Source organism: Pseudooceanicola aestuariicola (assembly GCF_045763785.1).
Taxonomy (GTDB): domain Bacteria; phylum Pseudomonadota; class Alphaproteobacteria; order Rhodobacterales; family Rhodobacteraceae; genus Pseudooceanicola.
In genome coordinates this window covers 496283-518875 of record NZ_JBJGSF010000001.1, presented here as the reverse complement: position 1 = coordinate 518875, position 22593 = coordinate 496283, and the positions used below count along the sequence as shown (strand labels likewise).

Below are 22593 nucleotides of genomic sequence, written 5' to 3'. Positions count from 1 at the left end.
TGGCCGCCCTTTTTCGTTGGATTTGTTGGCGATCAGGCCGTTGCAGCGATACGGCCCTGACCGTCGCGGAAGGCGTCGAACCAATCGGTCGAGGTCTCGTAGCCCATCGAGATCACCATGTCGTGCAGTTCGGGGAACTGGGTAAACTGGTCGATGATCCGGTCGCGGTGATGCGGTGCGCGCCATTTTTCGATGCGCGACTGATCCAGCGTGCGGTACCCCATCAGGTCGCTGCCGTGGGTCGAGATCTCGCGCTTGTGGAAATCAGCGAAATCACCGTCGAACTCCAATTCCAGCGTCTTGGCCAGCAGGCTTTGCACGCGGCCAGGGTTTTCGACCAGATGTTCGTACTTCAGCATCACCACGCTTTCGTTCAGCAGGCCGGAATCGATGACCTCCTGAATGCGGGAATGCACCTTGAGCACGCCGGGCAGGATTTGCTCGGGCTTGCCCTGCGAGGCGACGAAATAGCTTTTGTCGGCAGAACAGGCGTAATCGTCGGGCATGCGCGGGTCATAGCTGGTGATGATGTCGCGCGGGTCGCGCAGCATGACGATCATATCCAGACGCTTTTTGCCGTCAGCGGCGGCGACGATCTTTTCAAAATCGAAGATGTCGAAGCTGCGCCTGGAACAGGTCTTGCCCGGCATATGCAGAACGGCACGCGCCGGGAATTCCGGCCCGGGAATGTTGTAGCCCGTCAGGCAGCGCTGCAACATAGAATACAGCAAGGTACTTCCGGCACGAGCGTGGCCGGTCACTAGCAGATGTCTGCTCATTCCTTCACCCCAAGGATATTATTATTGTCTTGAGGCAAATATTGGCGCCCGTGGTTTAAGAGGCGTTAAAGGACCGGACGCAGCCCTTAGGCTTTGGCCTTAAGCTGCTGATCGTCCGCGCAATAATCGTCGAACCACGCGGTGCTTTCCTCATACCCCAGATCAATCAGGATATCGTGCAGGACCGGGAAGCGAGTGAATTGGTCGATGATCCGATCCCGGTGCTGCGGCGAGCGCCATTTCTGCACGCGGTCAGCCGACACGGGCCGGACACCGTTCATCGCGCTTTGGTGCGCCGCGCCGATCTGGCCTTTGTGGAAATCGGTAAAGTCGGCCTTGAACGGCAGGTCCAGCGCTTCGGCCAGCATGGTCTGGATGCGCGCCGGGTCGTCGATCAGGTGTTCGTATTTCAGCAGGAAAACGCCCTGCGGGAACAGGCCAGAGTTCAGCACCTCGACCGTGGCCATGTGCATCATCAGAAAGCCGGGCGCGGTCTTAGTGGGCGCGCCCGGGCCGCCGATGAAATAACAATGATCCGCCGAACAGAAGTAATCGTCAGGCACCTTGGAATGGACCGAGGTCAGGATGTCGCGCGGGTCGCGCATCATGATGATCAGGTCCAGTTTCTTGCGACCCTCGGCCGCGGCGACGATCGCCTTCATGTCAAAGATGTCGAAGGGACGTTTGGAGCAGGTGTTGCCTGCGTAGGGCAGGACACGGGTCGCCGACATTTCGACCTGTGGCATGGCGAAGCCGTCCAGCGCGTGTTGCAGCATCGAATAGAACAACGTGCTGCCAGACCGGCCCTGCCCTGCGATCAAAAGATGTCTGTCCATGCCCAAATCCCCTTATCCACTGAGAATAAGGTAGGCGGGGCTGGTTTAGCCGCGTTTAAAGGTCAATCGTCAGGCCGGGCGAGGGAGAAGACTTCGCGCACGACGGAATAGTCGCGATAGCCAAGACGCGTCAGCGGGTTGAAGGTCGTTACGTCGAAGATGCCGTCGACGATACAATCGTCGCGCATGTGAACGCCGATGACTTCGCCCAGCACAATGTAGTTGTTGTCGCCTTCCTGCTTGATGATCTGGGTCATCTTGCATTCCAACGACGCGGGCGCATTGGCGACGCGCGGGCAATCGATCAGATCGCATTGCGCCTTTTCGATCCCGGCCTTGATAAATTCATCCTCATCCGCAGGCAGTGTCCCGGACGACACGTTCATCACGTCGCGCGCCGAATATTCCACGATGTTCACGCAGAAGACCCCCGTGTCGCGGATGTTGGAGGTGCTGTCCTTGCCGAAATCCCGGTCGTCTTTGGCCGAGGTCGAGGCGAACATAACCTGCGGCGGCACGTAGGCGGTCGCGTTGAAAAAGCTGTAGGGCGCCAGATTGTCCTTACCATCTTTGCCGCGGGTCGAGATCCAGCCGATGGGCCGGGGGGTGACGATGGCGTTGAACGGGTTGTGCGGCAGGCCGTGGCCGTTTTTCGGTTCGTAGAACAAGGGGCGCTCCTTCAGCTCCGGTGCGTTTGCCCTAGTGCTAACGCCATGTTAGGTCGGACAAAACCCCGAAATTCGGACAGGAGTTGTGCGCGGGTGTTCGACCTGAGGACTGAAACCGCAGACGACTGGTGGGAGGTCGAAGCGCTTTACGACCTGTGTTTCGCACCGGGTCGCGAGGCCCTGTCGTCCTATCGTCTGCGCGATGACGTCCCCAAAGTGGCCGAGCTGTGCCTTGTAGCGCGTGATGCAAGCGCCATGGATTTGGGCGTCGCGCCGGTCGGCGGGGCGATCCGGTATTGGCCCGTGCGGATCGGCGGCGCGCGGGCGTTGCTGTTGGGCCCCGTGGCGGTGCACCCGACGCATCAGGGCGAAGGCTTGGGCGCGTTGCTGATCGCGCAATCGCTGAACAAAGCACAGAAAATCGGCTGGGACCGTGTGATGCTGGTGGGCGATCCACCGTATTACGGACGCTTTGGTTTTTCGCGGCTGGACACGGTCGAAATGCCACCACCGACGAACCCCGAACGGGTGCTGGGGTTGGAGCTGACACCCGGCGCATGGGACGGAATCGCCGGAGTGGTGGAGCGGGATCTGCCCCAAGCTGACGACGCCGCCCCTTGATCTGGGGCGAGACCGACCAAATCTTATCCCCGAGAGGGGAACGCATCGTGACAGCCCAAAATCGCCAACCCGGCCCGCCGCCTTTGATCGAAGGCCCGCAGGATACGCCCGTCGATGTCGACGCAGAGCTGGACAAGCTGGCCAAGCGCTATCGGCAGGCGGGTGGTGTCGGCCTGCAAATTCTGAACCTTGTCGGTGACAGCGCCGAGGGGCTGTTGAAGCGTCTGCCCAAAAACATCCGGTCGCGGTTGGATCAAACGACCGAGGCCGCCCTGACCAGCGCCATGCGTGCGGCCCATGGGTCGCGCCGCTACGTGACCGATCAACCCGATTGGGTGAACCGCGTGGTCACGACCTCGATGGGGGCGGCGGGTGGCTTTGGCGGGTTGCCTTCTGCCATGGCAGAGCTTCCGGTGACCACCACGATCCTGCTGCGCACCATTCAGGGTGTCGCGACCGAGTACGGTTTTGATCCCGACAGCGACGGGGTTCAGTTCGACTGCATCCGCGTCTTTGCCGCCGCGGGTCCGCTGGCACAGGACGACGGCACTGATCTGGCCTTTCTGACGACGCGGGTTGCGGTCTCTGGCCCCGCTGTGCACGGGATGATCGCAAAGGTCGCGCCCCGGCTGGCCACGGTGCTGGGCCAGAAGCTGGCGGCGCAGACCGTGCCTGTTCTAGGCGCCGTGGCCGGGGCGCTGACGAATTACGCCTACACCAGCTATTATCAGGAAATGGCCCATGTGCATTTCGGCCTGCGCAAACTGGCGATCGAGGCCGATATTCCCCATGCCGAGCTGGTCAGCGATCTACAGGCCCGCGTGGCCAAACCCCGGATCCGCAGGTCCTAGGCCCGCAGCACCGCGCCGGGGTTCATGATGCCCTTGGGATCGATCGCGGCCTTGATGCTGCGCATGACTTCCAGCTTGACCGGGTCGCCATAGCGTTCCAGATCGTCAACCTTCAGCCGCCCGATCCCGTGTTCGGCACTGACTGATCCTGCCATCTGGTGGACCAGATCGTGGATCGCCTGTTTGACGCCCTTCCCCTTGGCACGCCACTCTGCCAGATCGCCGCCCTGAGGCGGGAAGACGTTGTAGTGCAGGTTCCCGTCGCCCAGATGGCCAAAGCAATTGATCCGGTACGGCCCCATATCGGCGATCATGGCCGAGGCCTGATCGATAAAACCGGGCAGGTTCGACAGGGGCAGGCTGATATCGTGACTCGACACTGATCCGATCAGGCGGTTCGCCTCGGGGATCTGTTCGCGAACCTCCCAGAATTCATGCGCCTGAGACAGCGATTGGGCCATCAGCGCGTCGCTGACCAGCTCTCGCTCGAACGCCTCTTCGAAAATCGTTCCCAGCGTCTCTTCGGGGTCCAGCCCCGCGGGCAGACCCAGTTCGATCAGCACCATCCAGTCGGGCGCGGGATCGAAGGGACGACGGATTTGCGGCAGCTTCTCTTCCAAGAACCGCAGGCTTTCACCGGCCATCAGTTCAAAAGCCGACACGGCCTCTCCGACCCGCTCGCGGGCAAGGCTTAGCAGGTCCAGCGCGGCGGCGGGCGATGGGACCACGGCCATCGCCACCCCCTGCCCCGCTGGGATCGGCGACAGTTTCAGCGCGGCGGCGGTGATAACGCCCAAGGTGCCCTCGGATCCGATCATCAGATTCCGCAGGTCATAGCCGGTGTTGTCTTTGCGCAGCCGGGTCAGACCGTTCAGGATACGCCCGTCCGGCATGACCGCCTCGATCCCCAGACACAGATCGCGCGCATTGCCATAGCGCAGCACGTTCACGCCGCCCGCGTTGGTGCCCAGCACGCCGCCGATCCGCGCGGTGCCCTTGGCCGCCAGGGACAGGGGATACAAACGCCCCTGCGCCTCGGCCGCCTTGTGCAGGTCTTCAAGGATGACCCCGGCTTCGACCACGGCGACGTTTTCAATGGGATCGACCTTGCGGATGGCTGTCATGCGTTCCATCGACAGGATCAGTGGCGCGGGGCCGTCGGGCATGATCTGTGCGCCAACCAATCCAGTACCCCCGCCGTAGGGCAGCACGGGCACGCCCGCGTCAAACGCGGCGGCCATGACAGCAGAGACCTCGCCCACGTCCGCAGGGGCCACCACCACACCGCCGATCCCGGACCAAGTGCCGCGGGGTTCTTCCAGATAGCGTGCTTCAACAGGGCGAATGCCGCGCGGCCCCACAAGGTCGCGCAGGCGAGCGATGAAAGCGTCATCTACAGAGGTCAGTGTCATGCGCGACTTGCTATCACCGGGATAACGCGTCGCCCAGAAAATTCATCACTCAGACCGTTCGGCCCGTAGCCAATCAGGCTGCAGCACGATGATTTTCCGCCGCTCCGGCAGGTCCCGCAGCGATACTGTCAATTCACTTTCCCGGCGGATGTCGATGTCAAACTCTTCCGACACGCTTTCCAGAAACCATTGCAGCGACGCGCCCGAAAACCAGTGCATCGGCAAGACGATCGAGGATTTCAGCCGCTCAACCACACGGACCATGCTGGCGGTGTCCAGCGTCATGCCGCCATCGACGGGCACCATGACAACGTCCAGCCGCCCGATAGCGGCGTATTGTTCGTCGTTCGGTTCGTGATGCAGGTGGCCCAGATGCCCGATGCAGAGGCCCTCGACTTCGAAGATAAAGATCGAATTGCCGTTTTCCTCGACCCCGCCCATCGACCTGATATCGGTCGAGACGTTGCGGATCAGAGTATCCTTCACCTCGATATAATGGTCGGCCGCTTCGCCGAAGGTCTCGGACCAGCCACGCAGCACATGGGGGATCGCCGGGTCCGGCGCGCCGGTGAAATGGCTGGTGTGGGCGTGGTTCATGGTGACGACGTCGGGAATGAACGGGGCCGATCCGATAAAGCCTGCGTAGTCCGTGACCGCTGACATGCCGCCGGGGGTTTGGATCAGGTAGGACGAATGCGCGATGTAGGACAGCCTGACCGAATAATCCGGCACAGGATCGGTATAGGCCGCCTTGTGCAGATACTGGATGCCGGGGGTGGCGTCAGCGATGGCGATGCAGTGGCTCATCCTTGCCTGCGCCGCAGCGCCGCCAGCCATCAGGGACAAAGTCAGGGTCAGTAAAATACGGATCATGCGCGCCTCCACTCCGGAAGCCTAGCATAACGGGCGCCGCCCCCTGCCCTCACAAAACCGTCAGCGCCAGCCTCTGGTCGCGGACCGCTTCATTCTTCATCTTTCCAGAAATACTCCCGCCGGAGGCATACTGCCCCAGCCGCCTAGCCGACGTCGGTCCGTCCGCGCCGGTCCATCCGCAAGGCCGCATACAGAACATGGGTGCGCCAGCGCCCGTCGATCTGCAGATAGCTTTGCGCCACGCCTTCGTATTTGAACCCACACTTTTCCAGCACCCCGCGCGACGGCGTGTTTTCCGGCAGGCAGGCGGCCTCGACCCGGCTTAGATCCATGCGGTGGAAGGCGTGATGCACGACCGCCTCGATCGCCTCTTGCATGTACCCCTGCCGGGCAAACCGTTCGCCCGTCCAATAGCCGATGGTTCCGGCCTGCGACGGGCCGCGGCGGATGTTGTCCAGGGTAATCGCGCCGATCAGCGCCTCGTCCTCGCGGCGGATCAGGAACAGCGGCACCGCCGATCCGTTGGTGATCGACCGCTGCGCCCAGTAGACGCGGTTGGTGAAAGACCGGCGCGACAGGTGGTCATTGGCCCAAGAGGGTTCCCACGTGCGCAGGTAGGCTTCGCTTTCGCGACGCAGGTCGGACCAGGGGCGATGGTCGCCATGTACGGGCGGACGGAGCGTCATGCGCTCTGTCTCGATCTTGACCGTCCGCCGTTTGAGGATCATCAGGCCGCCCGTTGCTGACTCAGATCGTAATGGTCGGGCGCTTCGGCCACGGGACCGTAGAGCGCCAGCGCCATCGGGGCCTGAACGGCCATACGTTCGGCATAGGCGCGCAGGTCAGTCCGGGTGACCGCGTCGATCTTTTCGACCACGTCATCCAGCTTGGGCACAAAGCCCCAGATCTGGATCATCCGCGCCATGCGTTCCGCGCGCGACGATGGACCTTCCAGACCCATCAGCAGTCCGGCCTTCATCTGCGCCTTGGCGCGGGCGGTTTCTTCTTCGGTGAAATCGCTGGCGGCGCGTTTCATTTCGTCCACCGTGATGCGGGCCAGATCGCCGATCTGATCCTGTGCGGTGCCAGCGTAGATTGTCGTCATGCCAGTGTCGGTATAGGCCCCGGCCTGCGCGAAGATCGTATAGCAAAGCCCGCGCTTTTCCCGGATTTCCTGAAACAGCCGGGACGCCATGCCGCCGCCCAAGGCACCGGCGTAGACCTGCGCGACGTAGGCTTCGTCGCTGCGGTAGTTCGGGCTTTCAAACCCGATGGCCAGATGCGCCTGTTCCAGCGTTTTGACCACCCGCGCCTCACCTCCGACGAATTTCGCCGCAGGTGCAGGGGTTTGCGCGACGGAAGTCATGTCGCCGAACAGCTTTTCCGCCATGGCCACGATCTGCGCGTGATCCACATCGCCCGCGGCAGACAGGATCATCTGTTCGGGGCCGTAGTTTTCACCGACGAACTGCGCCAGATCGGCGCGCTGCATGGATTGAATACGGTCCGCAGGGCCAAGGATCGTGCGGCCCAAGGGCTGCTCGGGGTAGGCTTTTTCCTGCAACCAGTCGAAGATAATGTCGTCTGGCGTGTCCAAGGCCTGTCCGATTTCGGACAATATGACCCCACGCTCCACTTCCATCTCACGCTCGTCCAAAGTGGAGTTACGCAGGATATCCGCGATCACGTCCAGCGCCAGCGGCACGTCAGCCCCCAGCACACGGGCGTAATAGGCCGTCACCTCGCGCGAGGTATAGGCGTTCATATAGCCGCCAACATCCTCGATCGCCTCGGCAATCTGCATGGGGCTGCGGGTGTGCGTGCCCTTGAACGCCATGTGTTCCAGAAAATGCGCGATGCCGTTCTGGTCGGGACGCTCATCCCGCCCGCCCGCGGCCACCCAGACGCCGAGGGACGCCGATTGCAGACCCGGCATGCGTTCGGTGACGATGCGGAAACCGTTGGGAAGGGTGTGAAGCTCAGGTGTCAATTCGCGATATTTTCCCGGATAAAGTGTTCGATTTCGGCCAGATCATTTTCCACACGCGCGACTTTTTCGTCCCGGTCAAACAGGTCCGCCATATGCGGCGGCAGGCCGGGGCGAATGCCGGTGGCGGCTTCGACCGCGTCGGGGAATTTGGCCGGATGCGCGGTGGCCAGCGTGATCATCGGCACCGACGGGTCCAGATGTTCGCTTGCGACCTTCACGCCCACAGCAGAGTGCGGGCAGAGAATTTCAGTCGTCGTTTCACGCATCGCCTTGATCGTGGCGGTGGTTTCGTCTTCGGACGCACGGCCCGACAGGAACAGGTCCTGCAGGTGCTGCAGCGCCCCTTGGCTGACGGTGAAGCCACCGTTTTTCAACTCGTCCATCAGTTGCGACACGGCTTTGCCATCGCGGCCATAGGCGTCGAACAACACACGTTCGAAGTTCGAGGATACTTGGATATCCATCGATGGGCTGATGGACGGGATCACACCGTCGGGGATGTATTCGCCGGTCGTCAGGCAGCGGTGCAGAATGTCGTTCTGGTTGGTCGCAACCACCAGTTTGTCGATCGGCAGGCCCATCTGGCGCGCGATGTATCCCGCAAAAATATCGCCAAAGTTGCCGGTGGGCACGGTAAAGCTGACCTTGCGGTGTGGTGCGCCAAGGGCCACGGCAGATGTGAAGTAATAGACAACCTGCGCCAGCACGCGTGCCCAGTTGATCGAGTTCACGCCCGCCAGCCGAACGCCATCGCGGAAGTCGAAATCGTTGAACATGTCCTTCACGCGGGCCTGACAATCGTCGAAGTGGCCGGTCAGCGACAGGGCATGCACGTTGGATTCGGACGGTGTGGTCATCTGGCGGCGCTGCACCTCGGACACGCGGCCATGGGGGAACAGGATAAAGACATCGACTGCATCCAGCCCTTTGAACGCCTCGATCGCGGCGGACCCGGTGTCGCCAGAGGTCGCGCCGACGATGGTCACGCGGTCGCCCGAACGGGTCAGCGACGCCTGAAACAGCTGACCGATCAACTGCATGGCAAAGTCTTTGAAGGCCAGCGTGGGGCCGTGGAACAGTTCTAGCAGGAAGTGCCCGCTGTCCAACTGCACCAAGGGCGCGCGGGCGGCGTGGGCGAACCCTGCGTAGGCCTTGGCGATGATGTCGCCGAATTCTTCGTCGGTGAAGGTGTCGCCGATGAAGGGACGCATGATGCGGAAGGCGACCTCTTCATACGACAGGCCAGCCAGCGCGGCGATATCACCGTGGGACAGGGTCGGTACGGTTTCCGGCACATATAGCCCACCGTCCCGCGCCAGCCCGGTCAGCATGGCCTGTTCGAAGGTCAGATCGGGGGCTGCCCCCCGGGTCGAGATATATTTCACGTCGCGTTGCCCTTGTTCGGTCTGCCCGTATTCGGGGTGAGGATGCGATAAAACAGATAGGCGGTCATGGCCAGCCAGATTGCCGCCAAAGAAAACCACGTCATCGCATATTCGCGGTGATCGTTGGGAATACCTTCGGTCGTCACGGGGAAAGGTTCGACCGCGCCGGTGTCGTAATCCACCTCGCGCGCGACCAGCAGGACGGGTTCGGTGCCAAGGGACGAGGCCATGGCCGACACATCCCGTGCGAACCACAGGCCACCAGCGATATCCGGGGCGGGGGTGAAATTGTCCGTCTCATCTGGCCAGAGCAGGTTGCCGAGGATCGTGACCTCTCCGCTAGGGGGTGGCGGGGCGGTGTCCCGGTCGCGCAGGAAGCCGCGATCAATCAGGATCGACCGTTCGCCGGTTTCAAACCGCTGGATCAGGCGATGGCCGGGGCCCACCTGTTTACGGCTGGCCAGCACGCGCATCCCGGTTTCGCCGAAATGGCCCGTCACGGTGACAGGCATGTATTGATCGGAGCGCTCGGTGGGATTTTCGGGCAGCGGCAGCGCTTCGGCTTCGATCTGGCTGTTGATCTCGGCCAGATAGGTTTCCTTCCACTCCAGCCGCCGGACCTGCCAAAAGCCAAGCGCCAGAAGGATGGCGACGCCGCCGATCCCAAACACAATCGGTCCGATCAGTTTCTTCAGCATGTTCGGTGCCTTTTGCCCGTTCCGATTTCAGGTGTCCAAGGGTCGAGCCCTTGAAAGCCAAAGGCGCGAAGCCTGTGCCCCGCGCCTTGGTGATTTGCGTCAGGTGGGGCGAAGCCCACCGGGGCTTAGCCGCCCCAGATGTAGACGGCTGCGAAGAGGAACAGCCAGACGACGTCAACGAAGTGCCAGTACCAAGCTGCCGCTTCAAAGCCGACGTGGTTATCGGGGGTGAAGTGGCCGGCGTAGACGCGCATCAGGCAGACGAACAGGAAGATCGTGCCGACGATGACGTGGAAGCCGTGGAAGCCGGTCGCCATGAAGAAGGTCGCGCCGTAGATGTTGCCCGAGAAGCCGAAGGCCGCGTGGCTGTATTCGTAGGCTTGGAAGACGGTGAAGATCGCGCCCAGAGCGATGGCGATGATCAGACCGCTTTTCACGTCCTTACGGTTGTTTTCGTGCACAAGGGCGTGGTGCGCCCAAGTTGCCGCCGCACCCGAGCACAACAGGATCAGCGTGTTGATCAGCGGCAGGTGCCAAGGGTCAAAGGTTTCGATCCCGGCGGGCGGCCACTGGCCGTCGCGGATCGGGGACATTTCGCCCATCGGGTAGAGCGCGTGCTTGAAGAAGGTCCAGAACCATGCCGCGAAGAACATAACTTCGGACATGATGAACAGGATGAAGCCGTAGCGCAGGCCGATGCGAACCACCTTGGTGTGATCGCCAGCTTTGTTTTCCTTAACCGTTTCCGACCACCAGCCGAACATGGTGTAAAGCACGGCGGCAAAGCCGATCAGGAAGATCCATGGGCCGCTGTCGTGCATCCACATGACACCGCCAAAGAGCATAATGAAAGCCGCGACGGACCCGAGGAACGGGTAAATCGACGGTGCCAGAATGTGATAGTCGTGGTTTTTCTCATGCGCCATCTTGGTGCCCTCGTTCGGTGACCTGCGGTCTTTAGTTTACATCTTTGCCTTCGTCCGTCGCAAGCTGTGCCTGCTGCGTCGGAAGGTCGGTTTCATAAAAAGTGTAGCCCAGAGTGATCGTGTGAACGTGTTTGGCGTCACGGTCTTCGACGATTTCGGGATCCACGTAAAAGGTGACCGGCATTTGGACGGTCTCGCCCGGTTGCAGCACCTGTTCGGTGAAGCAGAAGCATTCGATCTTGGTGAAATACCCGCCCGCCTCATAGGGGAAGACGTTGTAGCTGGCTGTGCCAGCCACGGGGCGATCGGTAGGGTTGTGCGCTTCATAGAACGCCAGCCCGGATTCACCGATCCGAAGCTCCATTTCCCGCTGAACGGGTTTGAACGTCCAGGGCATGCCCTTGTCGATCGAAGCGTCAAAACGCACCTTGATCGTTTCGTCCAGAATATCGGTGCCGGTTCCGTCGGCTGTCTGCGTGGTGCCACCAAAACCGGTGACCCGGCAGAACAGATCGTACAGCGGGACCGAGGCAAAGCCGAGCGACGCCATCACGGCGACAACGCCAACGGTTTGAACCACGGTACGCTTGGTGCCAGACAATGCCATTACTGGGATGCCTCCTTCAGCGTGTTGTGGATGCGTTCAGGGTTTTGCGACACCTTCACCACGGTCAGGCCAAAGACGAGCGATACGAACACGGCCAGAACGACGCCAAGGCCGATATTCCGGCTCCACCGACGTTTGTGAAGGTCATGGGGTTCACGAAATGCCATCACCAGCCTCCCAGACCCCAGGGTCGCAGGGCTGCTTCGGCGAGGATCGCGCCGAAGTGGACAAAGAGATACAAGAGCGAGAAGGCGAAGTAGCGCTTTTCGACTTTGTATTTGTCGGCTTCGGATTGCGCCTCGTCCCGGCGCAGGATGTCCCAGGCGCCTTTGACGAACAGCGCGTTCATCACCACGGCGACGGCTAGGTAGATCGGGCCACCGACAGAGGTGAAGGCCAGCCCCACGGCCAGCGCGGCCAGCGGGAAGGTATAGGCAAAGATATGACGGCGGGTGGTGCGGCGACCGTGGGTCACGGTCAGCATCGGCACACCGGCTTTTTCGTAGTCAGAGTTCATGAAGAGCGCCAGAGCCCAGAAGTGCGGCGGGGTCCACAGGAACGTCAGGCCAAACATCAGGACGGATGCCAGCGTGATGTCGCCGGTCACAGCCGCCCAGCCGATCATCGGAGGGAAGGCACCTGCCGCCCCACCGATCACGATGTTCTGCGGCGTCCAGCGCTTTAGCCACATCGTGTAGACAACGGCGTAGAAAAAGATGGTGAAGGCCAGAAGGCCCGCAGCGACCCAATTGGTCGCCAGACCCAGCATCACGACAGAGAACCCCGACAGGGTCAGACCGATGGCCAGCGCTTCAGCCGGTTGCACGCGGCCCGACGGGATCGGACGGCCAGAGGTGCGTTTCATCACCCGGTCGATATCCGCGTCGTACCACATGTTCAGCGCGCCAGACGCGCCGCCGCCGATGGCGATGCAGAGCACGGCGAAGAAGGCGACAAAGGGATGCACAGAGCCGGGAGCGGCCAGCAGGCCGACGGCGGCGGTAAACACCACAAGGGACATCACACGCGGCTTGAGCAGGGCAACAAAGTCGCCGAACTGCGCCTCGCCCGTGTCTGCCTGCGTCTGAATGCTCGCGTCAGTCATAATGGTCTCGTGTGTCTAAGCGCGCCCCGGATTACGGGACGCGGGTCGGTCACGCCCGGGGGGATACCCGGGCGCCAATCGATCAGACGTTCAGCTGCGACGGATCGACGTATTCGCCAGCTTCTTCACAGGCGGCCAGCCATGCCTGGTAGACTTCCTGGCTGACCACTTTGACGGTGATCGGCATGTAGGCGTGGTCTTTGCCACACAGTTCCGAACACTGACCAAAGTAGACGCCTTCACGGTCAGCGGCGAACCACAGCTGGGCCAGACGACCGGGCACTGCGTCCTGCTTCACGCCGAAGGCGGGGATCGTCCACGAATGGATCACGTCGGCACCAGTCACGGTCATGACAACCGTTGCGCCCACGGGCACGACAACCGCAGTGTCGGTGGCCAGCAGAAATTCATCGGGGGCGTAGCCGAATTTCGCCAGCTTGGCAGCCATACCTTCAGAGTTCACGTATGCCACGGCACCCGCTTCGTCGTCTTCGCTGTCCATGGTGGCGGGCTGACCCAGCATGTAGCTGTCGAAGGCCAGACCGGATTCGGTGTCGGTGTATTCGTAGCCCCAGTACCACTGGTAGCCGGTCACCTTGATGTTGATGTCACCTTCGGGGAAGGTCTGCTGTTTGAACAGGATCGGCAGAGAGAAGGCGCCGATGAACACAAGGATCAGGATCGGAACGATCGTCCAGGCCACTTCCAGAGGAGAGTTGTGGGTGAAGGTGCCGGGCGTCGGGTTGGATTTCTTGTTGAAGCGGAAGATCGCGTAGATCAGCAGTGCCGACACCAGGATCACGATGGCCGTGATGATATAAAGGATCATGTGATCCAGCCACTGCAGGTCGCGGGCCACTTCGGTCACTGCCGGCTGGAAGCCAATGGCACCCGGCTCAGGCTTACCGACGGTTTCAAGGTCCTGCGCCATCGCGGGGAAGGTGGCGAAGGTCGCCAGAAGGGCCGAAAGGCTGGTAATTTTACGCATGTGACACCCTGATCGGTTGAGTCTTGTGATCTGTGCACGAAAGGATACCGAAAATTCGGACACCCGTCGTTGTTTGGGGTCGTTTAAAACCATATTCTTTCCAACACCACAATAATCGCGCTTGCGGCATTCGGACGCTTTTTTGATCTAAATCAAAAAAACATGGCCCGAATAGTCGCCGGTCAGGAGGCCCGCATCATGTCAGACACCCCGTTTCGCCCCTTTGATTCTCTTCTCGACGAAGGTCAGTCGCTTCAGATCCTGCGCGACGCCGTCGCCGGTGGCGATGACGGAGAGCTGTTTCTGGAACGCAAACGTTCGGAAATGCTGCACTTTGACGACGGGCGGATCAAAACGGCCAGCTACGACGCCTCTGAAGGGTTCGGGCTGCGCGCCGTGGCGGGTGAAGTCACCGGCTATGCCCACGGGACCGAGATTTCCGAGGCCGCGTTGAAGCGCGCTGCCGAAACCGCTCGTATGGCCGTGGGGGATGGTGGCGGTGCGATGGCCCCTGCGCCGCGTGCCACGAACTCACGACTTTATACCGATGCGGATCCGATCGCCGGTGCGGAGTTCCCGGTCAAGGTCGAAACCCTGCGAGAGATCGACGCCTTCGCCCGCGATCTTGACCCTCGGGTTGTTCAGGTCAGCGCGACGATCATGGCGTCCCTGCAAGAGGTCGAGATTCTGCGCCCCGAAGGCGGCATCGTCCGCGACGCGCGCCCGATGGTGCGGGTCAATGTCTCGGTCATCGTGGAACAGAACGGGCGGCGCGAATCCGGCACGGCGGGCGGCGGCGGGCGCGTCGGGCTGAACGGTTTGCTGGATGCGGCGGACTGGCAGGCCAAGGCGCGCGAGGCGTTGCGGATCGCGCTGGTCAATCTGGACGCTGTGCCTGCGCCTGCGGGTGTCATGGACATCGTGTTGGGCCCCGGCTGGCCCGGCATCCTGCTGCACGAAGCGATCGGCCATGGGCTGGAGGGCGATTTCAACCGTAAAGGATCATCGGCCTTTGCGGGTCTGATGGGTCAGCAGGTCGCGGCCAAGGGCGTGACGGTGCTGGATGACGGTACGATCCCGGATCGTCGCGGATCGATCACGGTGGACGACGAAGGCACCCCCAGCGGCAAGAACGTGTTGATCGAAGACGGCGTGCTGGTCGGCTACATGCAGGACCGCCAGAACGCGCGTCTGATGGGGGTGGAGCCTACAGGCAACGGCCGCCGCGAAAGCTATGCTCATGCGCCAATGCCGCGGATGACGAACACCTACATGCTGGGCGGCGATGCAACGCCGGACGAGATCGTGGCCGAGATGAAGGACGGGATTCATGCGGTGGGCTTTGGCGGCGGTCAGGTCGACATCACCTCTGGCAAGTTCGTGTTTTCCTGTACCGAAGCCTATCTGGTCAAAGACGGCAAACGCGGTGCGCCAGTCAAAGGGGCGACGCTGATCGGGGACGGACCTCAGGCGCTGACGCGCATCCGGGCGCTTGGCAATGACATGGCGCTGGACCCGGGGATGGGCAACTGCGGCAAACAGGGGCAATGGGTGCCCGTGGGCGTTGGCCAACCGTCGGTGCTGATCGGCGGGCTGACGGTCGGCGGCTCGGCCTAAGAAGACGTGATCAGGGCCGGCGCGTCCGGCCCTGTCGTTTCCGGGTAAGCAACGATTAACCAAGCTGTTCACTCTTAATTAACCCCGCTTGCTTATACCTGATTCCGCAAGCAGGCGGAGGCATGACGGTCGTGGAAATACATCCTTCCACTCACCCCCCACTCCCACCCACCACGGAAGATGAACGGCTGGCGTGGCTTCGTCTCTTGCGCTCTTACCGGGTCGGAATATCGACGTTCTACCGATTACTTCATGAACATGGATCAGCCGCTGACGCGTTGGATGCGCTGCCGCATGTCGCCGCATCCGCCGGGGTCGACGACTATGCCCCCTGCCCCGAAGGTGTCGCGCGGGCCGAAGTGAAGGCAGGCCGCAAGGCTGGCGCGCGACTGGTGTTCGTAGGCACGCCTGACTACCCCCAACAACTTCTGGATATCGCCGATCCGCCGCCGATGCTTTGGGTGCAGAGTGACGATCAGGCCATGACTCGTCCCATGATTGGTATCGTCGGGTCGCGGAATGCATCGTCGCTTGGGCTACGGATGGCGCGCGCACTGGCCGCCGATCTGGCAGAGGCCGGGTTTGTCATCGTGTCGGGCCTGGCGCGTGGGATCGACGGCGCGGCGCATGAGGCGGCTTTGACGACGGGAACCGTGGCGGTGATGGGGGGTGGGGTCGATGTGCTTTACCCATCGGAAAACGCGAAACTGGCTGTTGAAATGCTTACCCATGGCGCGCGTGTGTCGGAAATGCCGATGGGCACGCAGCCACAGGCGCGGCATTTCCCCCGGCGCAATCGCATAATATCTGGCCTCGCTCAGGCCTTGATCGTGGTGGAGGCTGCGGCGAAATCCGGTAGCCTGCTGACCGCGCGGTCCGCGCTGGATCAGGGGCGCGACGTGATGGCCGTGCCGGGCCACCCCTTCGACGGACGCGCGACGGGATGCAACCTGTTGATCCGCGATGGGGCGACGCTGGTACGATCTGCCGCCGATGTGATCGATGCGCTGCCCAAGGCAGACCCGCAGGCGGAAATGGACTTGCCATCCGCGCCACCAGAGACGCGCAGCCTTCAGGAAACGGCCGAATTGCACAGCCAGATCCTCAACAAGCTTAGCACCGCACCGGTCGCCGAAGACCAGTTGATCCGCGATCTGGCCAGCAAGGCACAGATCGTATCCCCAGAGATTACGCGGCTTGAGCTTGAGGGCCGCGTCAGACGGCAGGCCGGTGGGATGCTGTCACTGGCCTAATGCCCGCCGGATCAAGCTAATTTGACGCGCCCTGACTGGCGCGATTGACATTCCCCCCTTGTCGCCCACATGGTCCGCCGCCATATAGCCGACCCAGAGTCGAGAGGAATGAGCATGCCCGTTGTTGTTGTCGAATCCCCAGCTAAGGCAAAGACAATCAACAAGTATTTGGGGCCGGACTACACTGTTCTGGCCTCTTACGGACACGTTCGCGACCTGCCCCCCAAAGATGGTTCCGTCGATCCCGAGCATGAGTTCGACATGAAATGGGAGGTGGCCAGCGACAGCAAAAAGCATGTCAAAGCCATCGCCGACGCGCTGAAAGACGACAATGCGCTGATCCTCGCCACCGACCCCGATCGCGAAGGCGAAGCGATTTCCTGGCACCTTGAAGAAGCGCTGCGCGCCCGCAAGGCGATCAAGAAAGATACCCCAGTGAGCCGCGTCGTGTTCAACGCCATCACAAAGGCCGCTGTCACTCAGGCGATGGAAAACCCTCGTCAGGTCGACGCCCCGCTGGTCGAGGCGTATCTGGCCCGCCGCGCGCTGGACTATCTGGTGGGCTTCAACCTGTCCCCTGTTCTGTGGCGTAAGCTGCCCGGGTCCAAGTCCGCGGGCCGCGTGCAGTCCGTCTGCCTGCGCCTGATTGTTGAGCGTGAGATGGAGATCGAGGCGTTCCGCGCCCGGGAATACTGGTCCGTGACCTCGACCCTTGCCACGCCGCGTGGGCAAGAATTTGACGCCCGCCTGACCGTTTTGGGTGGGAAGAAGCTGGACCGCTACGACATCGCGGATCAAACCGCGGCGGAGCTGGCGGTGCAGGCCGTGACATCGCGCGATCTGACGGTTCAGTCGGTCGAGGCGAAGCCCGGCACCCGGAACCCGTCGCCGCCCTTCATGACCTCGACCCTGCAGCAGGAAGCCAGCCGGAAATTCGGCATGGGCGCCCGCCAGACCATGCAGGCCGCGCAGCGACTGTATGAAGCCGGACACATCACCTACATGCGGACCGACGGCATCGACATGGCGCCCGAGGCGATCGACGCCTGCCGCGCCGCCATCGGCGATCGGTTCGGCAAGGAATACGTGCCTTCTCAGGCGCGGGTTTATAAAAACAAGGCCAAGAACGCGCAGGAAGCGCACGAATGTATACGGCCCACCGAAATGACGGCCGATGCGGACAGCCTGCGTCTGACGGATGCGGATCAGAAAAAGCTTTATGATCTGATCTGGAAACGCACCCTGTCGTGCCAGATGGAAAGTGCGCGGCTGGAACGCACCACGGTCGAGATCGGCAGCCGCGATGGTCAGGTCGGCCTGCGCGCGACCGGTCAGGTCGTGTTGTTCGACGGGTTCCTGCGGGTCTACGAAGAAGGCCGCGACGACGTGGTCGATGACGACGACAAGCGCCTTCCGCAGATTTCCGAAGGCGACAAGATGGACAAGCGCGCCGTCACGCCCGAACAGCATTTCACCCAGCCCCCACCGCGTTATACCGAAGCGACGCTGGTCAAACGTATGGAAGAATTGGGGATCGGTCGCCCGTCCACCTATGCCTCGATCGTCACGACGATTCAGGATCGCGGCTACGTGGTGAAGGACAAAAACCGCCTGATTCCAGAAGATAAGGGCCGTCTGGTCACGGTCTTCCTCGAGAATTACTTCCGCCGCTACGTCGAATACGATTTCACCGCCGATCTTGAGGCCGAGCTGGACGATGTGTCGGCCGGCGACCGGGATTACAAGGATGTGCTGGGCCGCTTCTGGCGCGATTTCTCGGCTGCGATTGCCGAGACGTCCGAACTGCGCATCACCGAAGTGCTGGAAAAGATCAACGAGGTGCTGGAGCCGCACCTTTTCCCGCCGACCGAGGATGGCAGCGATCCCCGCCTGTGCCCGAACTGCGGTGCTGGCCGGTTGTCGATGCGCACCGCACGGTCGGGTGGTGCGTTTATCGGCTGCTCTAACTACCCCGAATGCCGCTACACCCGCCCCTTCGGCCCGCCCGATCCCGAGGCCGAGGCCAGCGCGATCCCGCCCGACGGCAAGCTGCTGGGCGTCGATGACGGTGACGAAATCCGCGTGTTCAAGGGGCGCTTTGGCCCCTACGTGCAGCGTGGCGCAGTGACCGAAGAGAACAAGAAACCGCCGCGTCAGTCGGTGCCCAAGGATTGGGTGCCAGAGGATCTGACGCTGGAACAGGGCCTGATGCTGCTGCAACTGCCGCGCCTGATCGGCCAGCATCCCGAAGATGGGGTGAACGTCTGGGCCAATATCGGGCGCTATGGGCCGTACATCAAACACGCCGAGTCGACCTCGGACCGGGGTGGCACGAACGCCAACCTTGACGGTATCGACGAGGTCTGGACCGTCGGCATGAACCGCGCCGTGCAGCTGATCGCCGAAAAGGTGGCCAGCCGTGGGGGCCGTGGGGCCAAGGCCAAGACGTTGAAAGACTTGGGCGAACATCCCGATGCAGGCGGCATGATGTCGATCATGGAGGGCAAGTACGGGCCTTACGTGAAATGGGACAAGATCAACGCGACCCTGCCCAAGGATACCGATCCGGACACTCTGACCATGGAACAGGCGGTCGAATTGATTGCCGAAAAGGCCGCGAAGTCCGGGAAGAAAGCACCCAAGAAAAAGGCCGCGCCGAAAAAGAAAGCCGCCACCAAAAAGCCAGCGGCGAAAAAAGCGCCCGCCAAGAAGGCGGCCAAGAAAGAAGATTAACCCAAAGCCCCGGCCCTGCGCCGGGGCTTTTGCCTTCTTCCGTTTCCCGCAACGGCGGAATTGCGCGCAGAATACATCTTATAAACTGTATGTGATTGGCGTCCTGCAGGCCCTTGCGCCAGATATGCGCCATGTCCCGAGCAGGAGCCAATATGACCCGTTTTCCCCTTAGCCGCCGCGGCCTGATCCTGACAGGCGCCGCCATGCTTGCCGCCCCGCGCCTTGCGCTGTCGCAATCGTTGCCCGAAGCCGAGCCAGAGGACGGCGTTCGCCGCAATTCGTCGAGCTTTATCCGTCAGGACTGGCAGGACCATTTCGACGATCTGGGCAAGGCGGCCATCGTCTGCGACACCAGCAGCCGCGCGCTGCATTATTGGTCAGCAGAGGGCGATTACCGGATTTACCCGACCTCCGTGCCCCGCACGGATGAGCTGACCAAGCGTGGCTACACGGAAATCGTGCGAAAGAAGGTCGGCCCCACATGGACCCCGACCGCCAGCCAGATGGAACGCTTTCCCGATTGGAAACCGGTTGAGGGCGGCGCACCGGACAATCCGCTTGGGAGCCACGCCATGTATCTTAGCTGGCCCGCCTATCTGATCCACGGCACGCATGACACGCGCAAGATCGGTCGCCAAAGCTCGGACGGCTGCATTGGCCTGTTCAATCCGTCGATCGAAGAGCTTTTCGCGATCACGCCAATTGGGACTCAGGTCCGCGTCATCTGATGCGACTTTGGGCGATTGGGGGCATATTTCCCCTGATCGCCCGACTTTGACCCGCATCGTGGGTTCTCCTTTTCCGCAGTGCGGCAAGTTGTTGACTTCTGACCGGCTGGGGGCCATCAGAAAGGCGATTTTTCAGGAGGGCTTCATGAAAAAAGTGTATGGCTCGGCGGCAGAGGCTTTGGATGGCCTGCTGTTCGACGGCATGTTCATCGCATCCGGCGGCTTTGGTCTGTGCGGTATCCCCGAATTGCTGCTGCAGGCGATCAAGGACGCAGGAACCAAGGACCTGACCTTTGCATCCAACAATGCGGGCGTTGATGATTTCGGCATCGGTATCCTGCTGCAGACCAAGCAGGTGAAGAAAATGATCTCGTCCTACGTGGGTGAGAACAAGGAATTCATGCGCCAGTACTTGTCCGGAGAGCTGGAGCTGGAATTCAACCCGCAGGGCACGCTGGCCGAACGTATGCGCGCCGGTGGCGCGGGTATCCCCGGCTTCTACACCAAAACCGGCGTCGGCACCCAGATTGCCGAGGGCAAGGAACACAAGGATTTCAACGGCGAAACCTACATCCTTGAAACCGGCATGTTCGCCGACCTGTCCATCGTGAAAGCGTGGAAAGCGGACGAGACCGGTAACCTGGTGTTCCGCAAGGCCGCCCGTAACTTCAACCCGCCCGCCGCCACCTGCGGTAAGGTCTGCGTGGTCGAGGTCGAAGAAATCGTGCCGACCGGGTCGCTTGATCCCGATCACATCCACCTGCCGGGCGTCTACGTGCACCGGATTATTCAGGGCGAGCATGAAAAACGTATCGAACAGCGCACGGTGCGCACGCGGGAGGATGCATAATGCCTTGGGATCGTAACCAGATGGCCGAACGCGCGGCCCAGGAACTTGAAGACGGCACCTATGTGAACCTCGGCATCGGGATCCCGACGCTGGTGTCGAACTACGTTGGCGACAAGGACATCACGCTTCAGTCCGAAAACGGCATGCTGGGCATGGGTCCCTTCCCGTTCGAAGGCGACGAAGACCCTGACCTGATCAACGCTGGCAAACAGACGATTACCGAACTACCCCGCACCGCCTATTTCGACAGTGCGACCTCCTTCGGCATGATCCGTGGCGGCAAGATCGCTGCGGCAATCCTTGGCGCGATGGAAGTGGCCGAAAACGGCGATCTGGCGAACTGGATGATCCCGGGCAAGCTGGTCAAAGGCATGGGCGGCGCGATGGACTTGGTTGCCGGTGTGCAGCGCGTCATCGTCGTCATGGATCACCAGAACAAAGCCGGGGAATCCAAGGTCCTGAAGGAATGCACCCTACCGCTGACGGGTACGGGCGTGGTCGACCGGATCATCACCAATCTCGGTGTGCTGGACGTGGTCGAAGGCGGTCTGAAGATCGTCGAACTGGCCGACGGCGTCACCGAAGAAGAGATGCGCGCCGCGACCGAAGCGACGATCGTCTAAGCTTACTTACATCACATTCAGAGGCGTCCATTCGGGCGCCTCTTTGTCTTTCAGCTTGATGAAAATATCCATGCCGAAGGCAAAATCGCCTTACGGCTGCCGGAACGCACAGGCGTCCGAAATTAGCATCGGCGGCGTCAAACAAAGCCCCCGCGCCACGGCAAAGGCTGCCAGCACCCTGGGCACGTAATCCCGCGTTTCCGCATAGGGTGGCACGCCGCCGTGTTTGCGCACAGCATTTTCGCCCGCGTTATACCCCGCCAGCACCATCACCGGATCGCCGTCGAAATCCTTCATCAACCGATCAAGATATCTGACCCCGCCCTGAATGCTTTCCTTGGCATTCTTGCGATCCGTAACGCCGAACCGTTCGGCTGCGGCAGGCATCAGCTGCATCAGCCCTTCGGCACCCGCATGGCTGACGGCATCGGCCCGACCGCCCGACTCGACGGCGATCACCGCCAAGGCCAGCGCGGGCGATACCTTGGTTCCAATGGTCGAAATCAGAATGTCTGCGCCGTGGGTTTGGGTGATGTTCAACAAGGTTTCCAGCCGCGGCGCGGGAACGGATTTGCCGCCCGGGGGATTGGCCAGCTTGTTCAACGCAGGTTCCAGACGGTCGGGGCCTGCGGCGGTCAGATCGGGCGACACCTCGTCCCAGAACCAGTCATAGGCGGTTATTGCGGGGGCTGCGGCGACAACCTCCTGCACTTCGGCCTTGGGGGCCGCGGCTTTGCCGGGCGGTGGCAGCGGATCGGTGATCTGTACCGTGATCCGTTTGCCCGAAGAGGTGCTGGGGGGTTTGACCCGTTTGAACGTGAATTCGGGGAAATCCGGCGGCTCAGCCATCGTTGCCACGGGTGTCAGACCGAGCGTGACTACGGCCAAAATCGCCCTGAGGGCGGGAAATATGGGTGCCTGTCGCATGAAGGTGCCTGTCTTCACTGCTATTTAACTGCTTTTGTTTTGAGGACAGTGTCGCAGAAACGCAGGAGTCAGGCCAGTCTGATCCGTTTTTCGTGGCGTATTTGTCACTCAGATACCTGTCTG

At 61.6% G+C, this 22593-nt stretch carries 23 protein-coding genes; 8 read left to right on the top strand and 15 right to left on the bottom strand.

Going from position 1 to position 22593, the window contains the following annotated elements; genetic code table 11:
• Nucleotides 1-32 precede the first annotated feature (32 nt).
• From ACI3GR_RS02425 to ACI3GR_RS02415, 3 genes are all read right to left on the bottom strand, one after another.
• Entirely contained in the window at nucleotides 33-779 is a 747-nt protein-coding gene (locus ACI3GR_RS02425) for a hypothetical protein (RefSeq protein ID WP_407492332.1), read from the bottom strand.
• An 86-nt stretch (nucleotides 780-865) separates the two neighbouring features.
• A complete protein-coding gene (locus ACI3GR_RS02420; RefSeq protein WP_407492330.1) occupies nucleotides 866-1615 on the bottom strand; it encodes a sulfotransferase family protein in 750 nt (249 codons plus the stop codon).
• Between the two features lie 62 nt (nucleotides 1616-1677).
• Nucleotides 1678-2283: a flavin reductase family protein gene (locus ACI3GR_RS02415; RefSeq protein WP_407492329.1), complete on the bottom strand. Its 606-nt coding sequence runs from the start codon at nucleotides 2281-2283 to the stop codon at nucleotides 1678-1680.
• A gap of 93 nt (nucleotides 2284-2376) precedes the next feature.
• Here ACI3GR_RS02415 and ACI3GR_RS02410 point away from each other — a divergent pair, with 93 nt between their 5' ends.
• Complete coding sequence (locus ACI3GR_RS02410; RefSeq protein ID WP_407492328.1) at nucleotides 2377-2904, top strand: GNAT family N-acetyltransferase; 528 nt, start codon at nucleotides 2377-2379, stop codon at nucleotides 2902-2904.
• An 83-nt stretch (nucleotides 2905-2987) separates the two neighbouring features.
• Entirely contained in the window at nucleotides 2988-3755 is a 768-nt protein-coding gene (locus ACI3GR_RS02405; protein WP_407493586.1) for an EcsC family protein, read from the top strand.
• Here the strand turns inward: ACI3GR_RS02405 and ACI3GR_RS02400 are convergent.
• The 11 genes from ACI3GR_RS02400 to coxB all read right to left on the bottom strand — a co-directional run bounded on the left by ACI3GR_RS02400 (nucleotide 3752) and on the right by coxB (nucleotide 13739).
• Complete coding sequence (locus tag ACI3GR_RS02400) at nucleotides 3752-5167, bottom strand: FAD-binding oxidoreductase (protein WP_407492327.1); 1416 nt, start codon at nucleotides 5165-5167, stop codon at nucleotides 3752-3754. The two genes, ACI3GR_RS02405 and ACI3GR_RS02400, sit on opposite strands and share 4 nt — an antisense overlap.
• 45 nt (nucleotides 5168-5212) lie before the next feature.
• Nucleotides 5213-6040 (bottom strand): MBL fold metallo-hydrolase, encoded by an 828-nt coding sequence (locus tag ACI3GR_RS02395; RefSeq protein WP_407492326.1) that lies wholly within the window; start codon nucleotides 6038-6040, stop codon nucleotides 5213-5215.
• A 143-nt stretch (nucleotides 6041-6183) separates the two neighbouring features.
• Nucleotides 6184-6768 carry a GNAT family N-acetyltransferase gene (locus tag ACI3GR_RS02390; protein WP_407492325.1) on the bottom strand — a complete coding sequence of 195 codons (585 nt, stop codon included), beginning with the start codon at nucleotides 6766-6768 and terminating at the stop codon, nucleotides 6184-6186.
• A complete protein-coding gene (locus ACI3GR_RS02385; RefSeq protein WP_407492323.1) occupies nucleotides 6768-8030 on the bottom strand; it encodes a M16 family metallopeptidase in 1263 nt (420 codons plus the stop codon). Before ACI3GR_RS02385 ends, ACI3GR_RS02390 begins: the two co-directional genes overlap by 1 nt.
• The gene (gene thrC / locus ACI3GR_RS02380) at nucleotides 8027-9415 is read right to left on the bottom strand and encodes a threonine synthase (protein WP_407492321.1); all 1389 of its coding nucleotides are present in this window, start codon (nucleotides 9413-9415) and stop codon (nucleotides 8027-8029) included. Before thrC ends, ACI3GR_RS02385 begins: the two co-directional genes overlap by 4 nt.
• On the bottom strand, nucleotides 9412-10113 hold the full coding sequence (locus tag ACI3GR_RS02375; RefSeq protein ID WP_407492319.1) for an SURF1 family protein: 702 nt from the start codon (nucleotides 10111-10113) through the stop codon (nucleotides 9412-9414). The genes thrC and ACI3GR_RS02375 overlap by 4 nt, the downstream gene beginning before the upstream one ends.
• 125 nt (nucleotides 10114-10238) lie before the next feature.
• On the bottom strand, nucleotides 10239-11039 hold the full coding sequence (locus ACI3GR_RS02370; RefSeq protein ID WP_407492318.1) for a cytochrome c oxidase subunit 3: 801 nt from the start codon (nucleotides 11037-11039) through the stop codon (nucleotides 10239-10241).
• Between the two features lie 31 nt (nucleotides 11040-11070).
• The gene (locus ACI3GR_RS02365) at nucleotides 11071-11646 is read right to left on the bottom strand and encodes a cytochrome c oxidase assembly protein (protein WP_407492317.1); all 576 of its coding nucleotides are present in this window, start codon (nucleotides 11644-11646) and stop codon (nucleotides 11071-11073) included.
• Nucleotides 11646-11813 (bottom strand): cytochrome c oxidase system small membrane protein, encoded by a 168-nt coding sequence (locus tag ACI3GR_RS02360; RefSeq protein WP_407492316.1) that lies wholly within the window; start codon nucleotides 11811-11813, stop codon nucleotides 11646-11648. Before ACI3GR_RS02360 ends, ACI3GR_RS02365 begins: the two co-directional genes overlap by 1 nt.
• On the bottom strand, nucleotides 11813-12751 hold the full coding sequence (gene cyoE / locus ACI3GR_RS02355) for a heme o synthase (RefSeq protein ID WP_407492315.1): 939 nt from the start codon (nucleotides 12749-12751) through the stop codon (nucleotides 11813-11815). Before cyoE ends, ACI3GR_RS02360 begins: the two co-directional genes overlap by 1 nt.
• A gap of 82 nt (nucleotides 12752-12833) precedes the next feature.
• Nucleotides 12834-13739 carry a cytochrome c oxidase subunit II gene (coxB, locus tag ACI3GR_RS02350; protein WP_407492313.1) on the bottom strand — a complete coding sequence of 302 codons (906 nt, stop codon included), beginning with the start codon at nucleotides 13737-13739 and terminating at the stop codon, nucleotides 12834-12836.
• 198 nt (nucleotides 13740-13937) lie between these two features.
• Here coxB and tldD point away from each other — a divergent pair, with 198 nt between their 5' ends.
• The 6 genes from tldD (at nucleotide 13938) to ACI3GR_RS02320 (ending at nucleotide 21543) form a co-directional block, all read left to right on the top strand.
• Nucleotides 13938-15356 carry a metalloprotease TldD gene (gene tldD / locus ACI3GR_RS02345; RefSeq protein ID WP_407492312.1) on the top strand — a complete coding sequence of 473 codons (1419 nt, stop codon included), beginning with the start codon at nucleotides 13938-13940 and terminating at the stop codon, nucleotides 15354-15356.
• Between the two features lie 122 nt (nucleotides 15357-15478).
• Nucleotides 15479-16609 carry a DNA-processing protein DprA gene (gene dprA / locus ACI3GR_RS02340; RefSeq protein WP_407492311.1) on the top strand — a complete coding sequence of 377 codons (1131 nt, stop codon included), beginning with the start codon at nucleotides 15479-15481 and terminating at the stop codon, nucleotides 16607-16609.
• Between the two features lie 114 nt (nucleotides 16610-16723).
• A complete protein-coding gene (topA, locus tag ACI3GR_RS02335) occupies nucleotides 16724-19342 on the top strand; it encodes a type I DNA topoisomerase (RefSeq protein ID WP_407492309.1) in 2619 nt (872 codons plus the stop codon).
• A 152-nt stretch (nucleotides 19343-19494) separates the two neighbouring features.
• A complete protein-coding gene (locus ACI3GR_RS02330) occupies nucleotides 19495-20070 on the top strand; it encodes a L,D-transpeptidase (RefSeq protein WP_407492308.1) in 576 nt (191 codons plus the stop codon).
• A 145-nt stretch (nucleotides 20071-20215) separates the two neighbouring features.
• A complete protein-coding gene (locus ACI3GR_RS02325) occupies nucleotides 20216-20920 on the top strand; it encodes a CoA transferase subunit A (RefSeq protein ID WP_407492306.1) in 705 nt (234 codons plus the stop codon).
• Nucleotides 20920-21543 carry a CoA transferase subunit B gene (locus ACI3GR_RS02320; RefSeq protein ID WP_407492305.1) on the top strand — a complete coding sequence of 208 codons (624 nt, stop codon included), beginning with the start codon at nucleotides 20920-20922 and terminating at the stop codon, nucleotides 21541-21543. The genes ACI3GR_RS02325 and ACI3GR_RS02320 overlap by 1 nt, the downstream gene beginning before the upstream one ends.
• A gap of 90 nt (nucleotides 21544-21633) precedes the next feature.
• On the opposite strand, the gene ACI3GR_RS02315 is transcribed toward ACI3GR_RS02320, so the two are convergent.
• The gene (locus ACI3GR_RS02315) at nucleotides 21634-22470 is read right to left on the bottom strand and encodes a lytic transglycosylase domain-containing protein (RefSeq protein ID WP_407492303.1); all 837 of its coding nucleotides are present in this window, start codon (nucleotides 22468-22470) and stop codon (nucleotides 21634-21636) included.
• Between the last annotated feature and the right edge of the window lie 123 nt (nucleotides 22471-22593).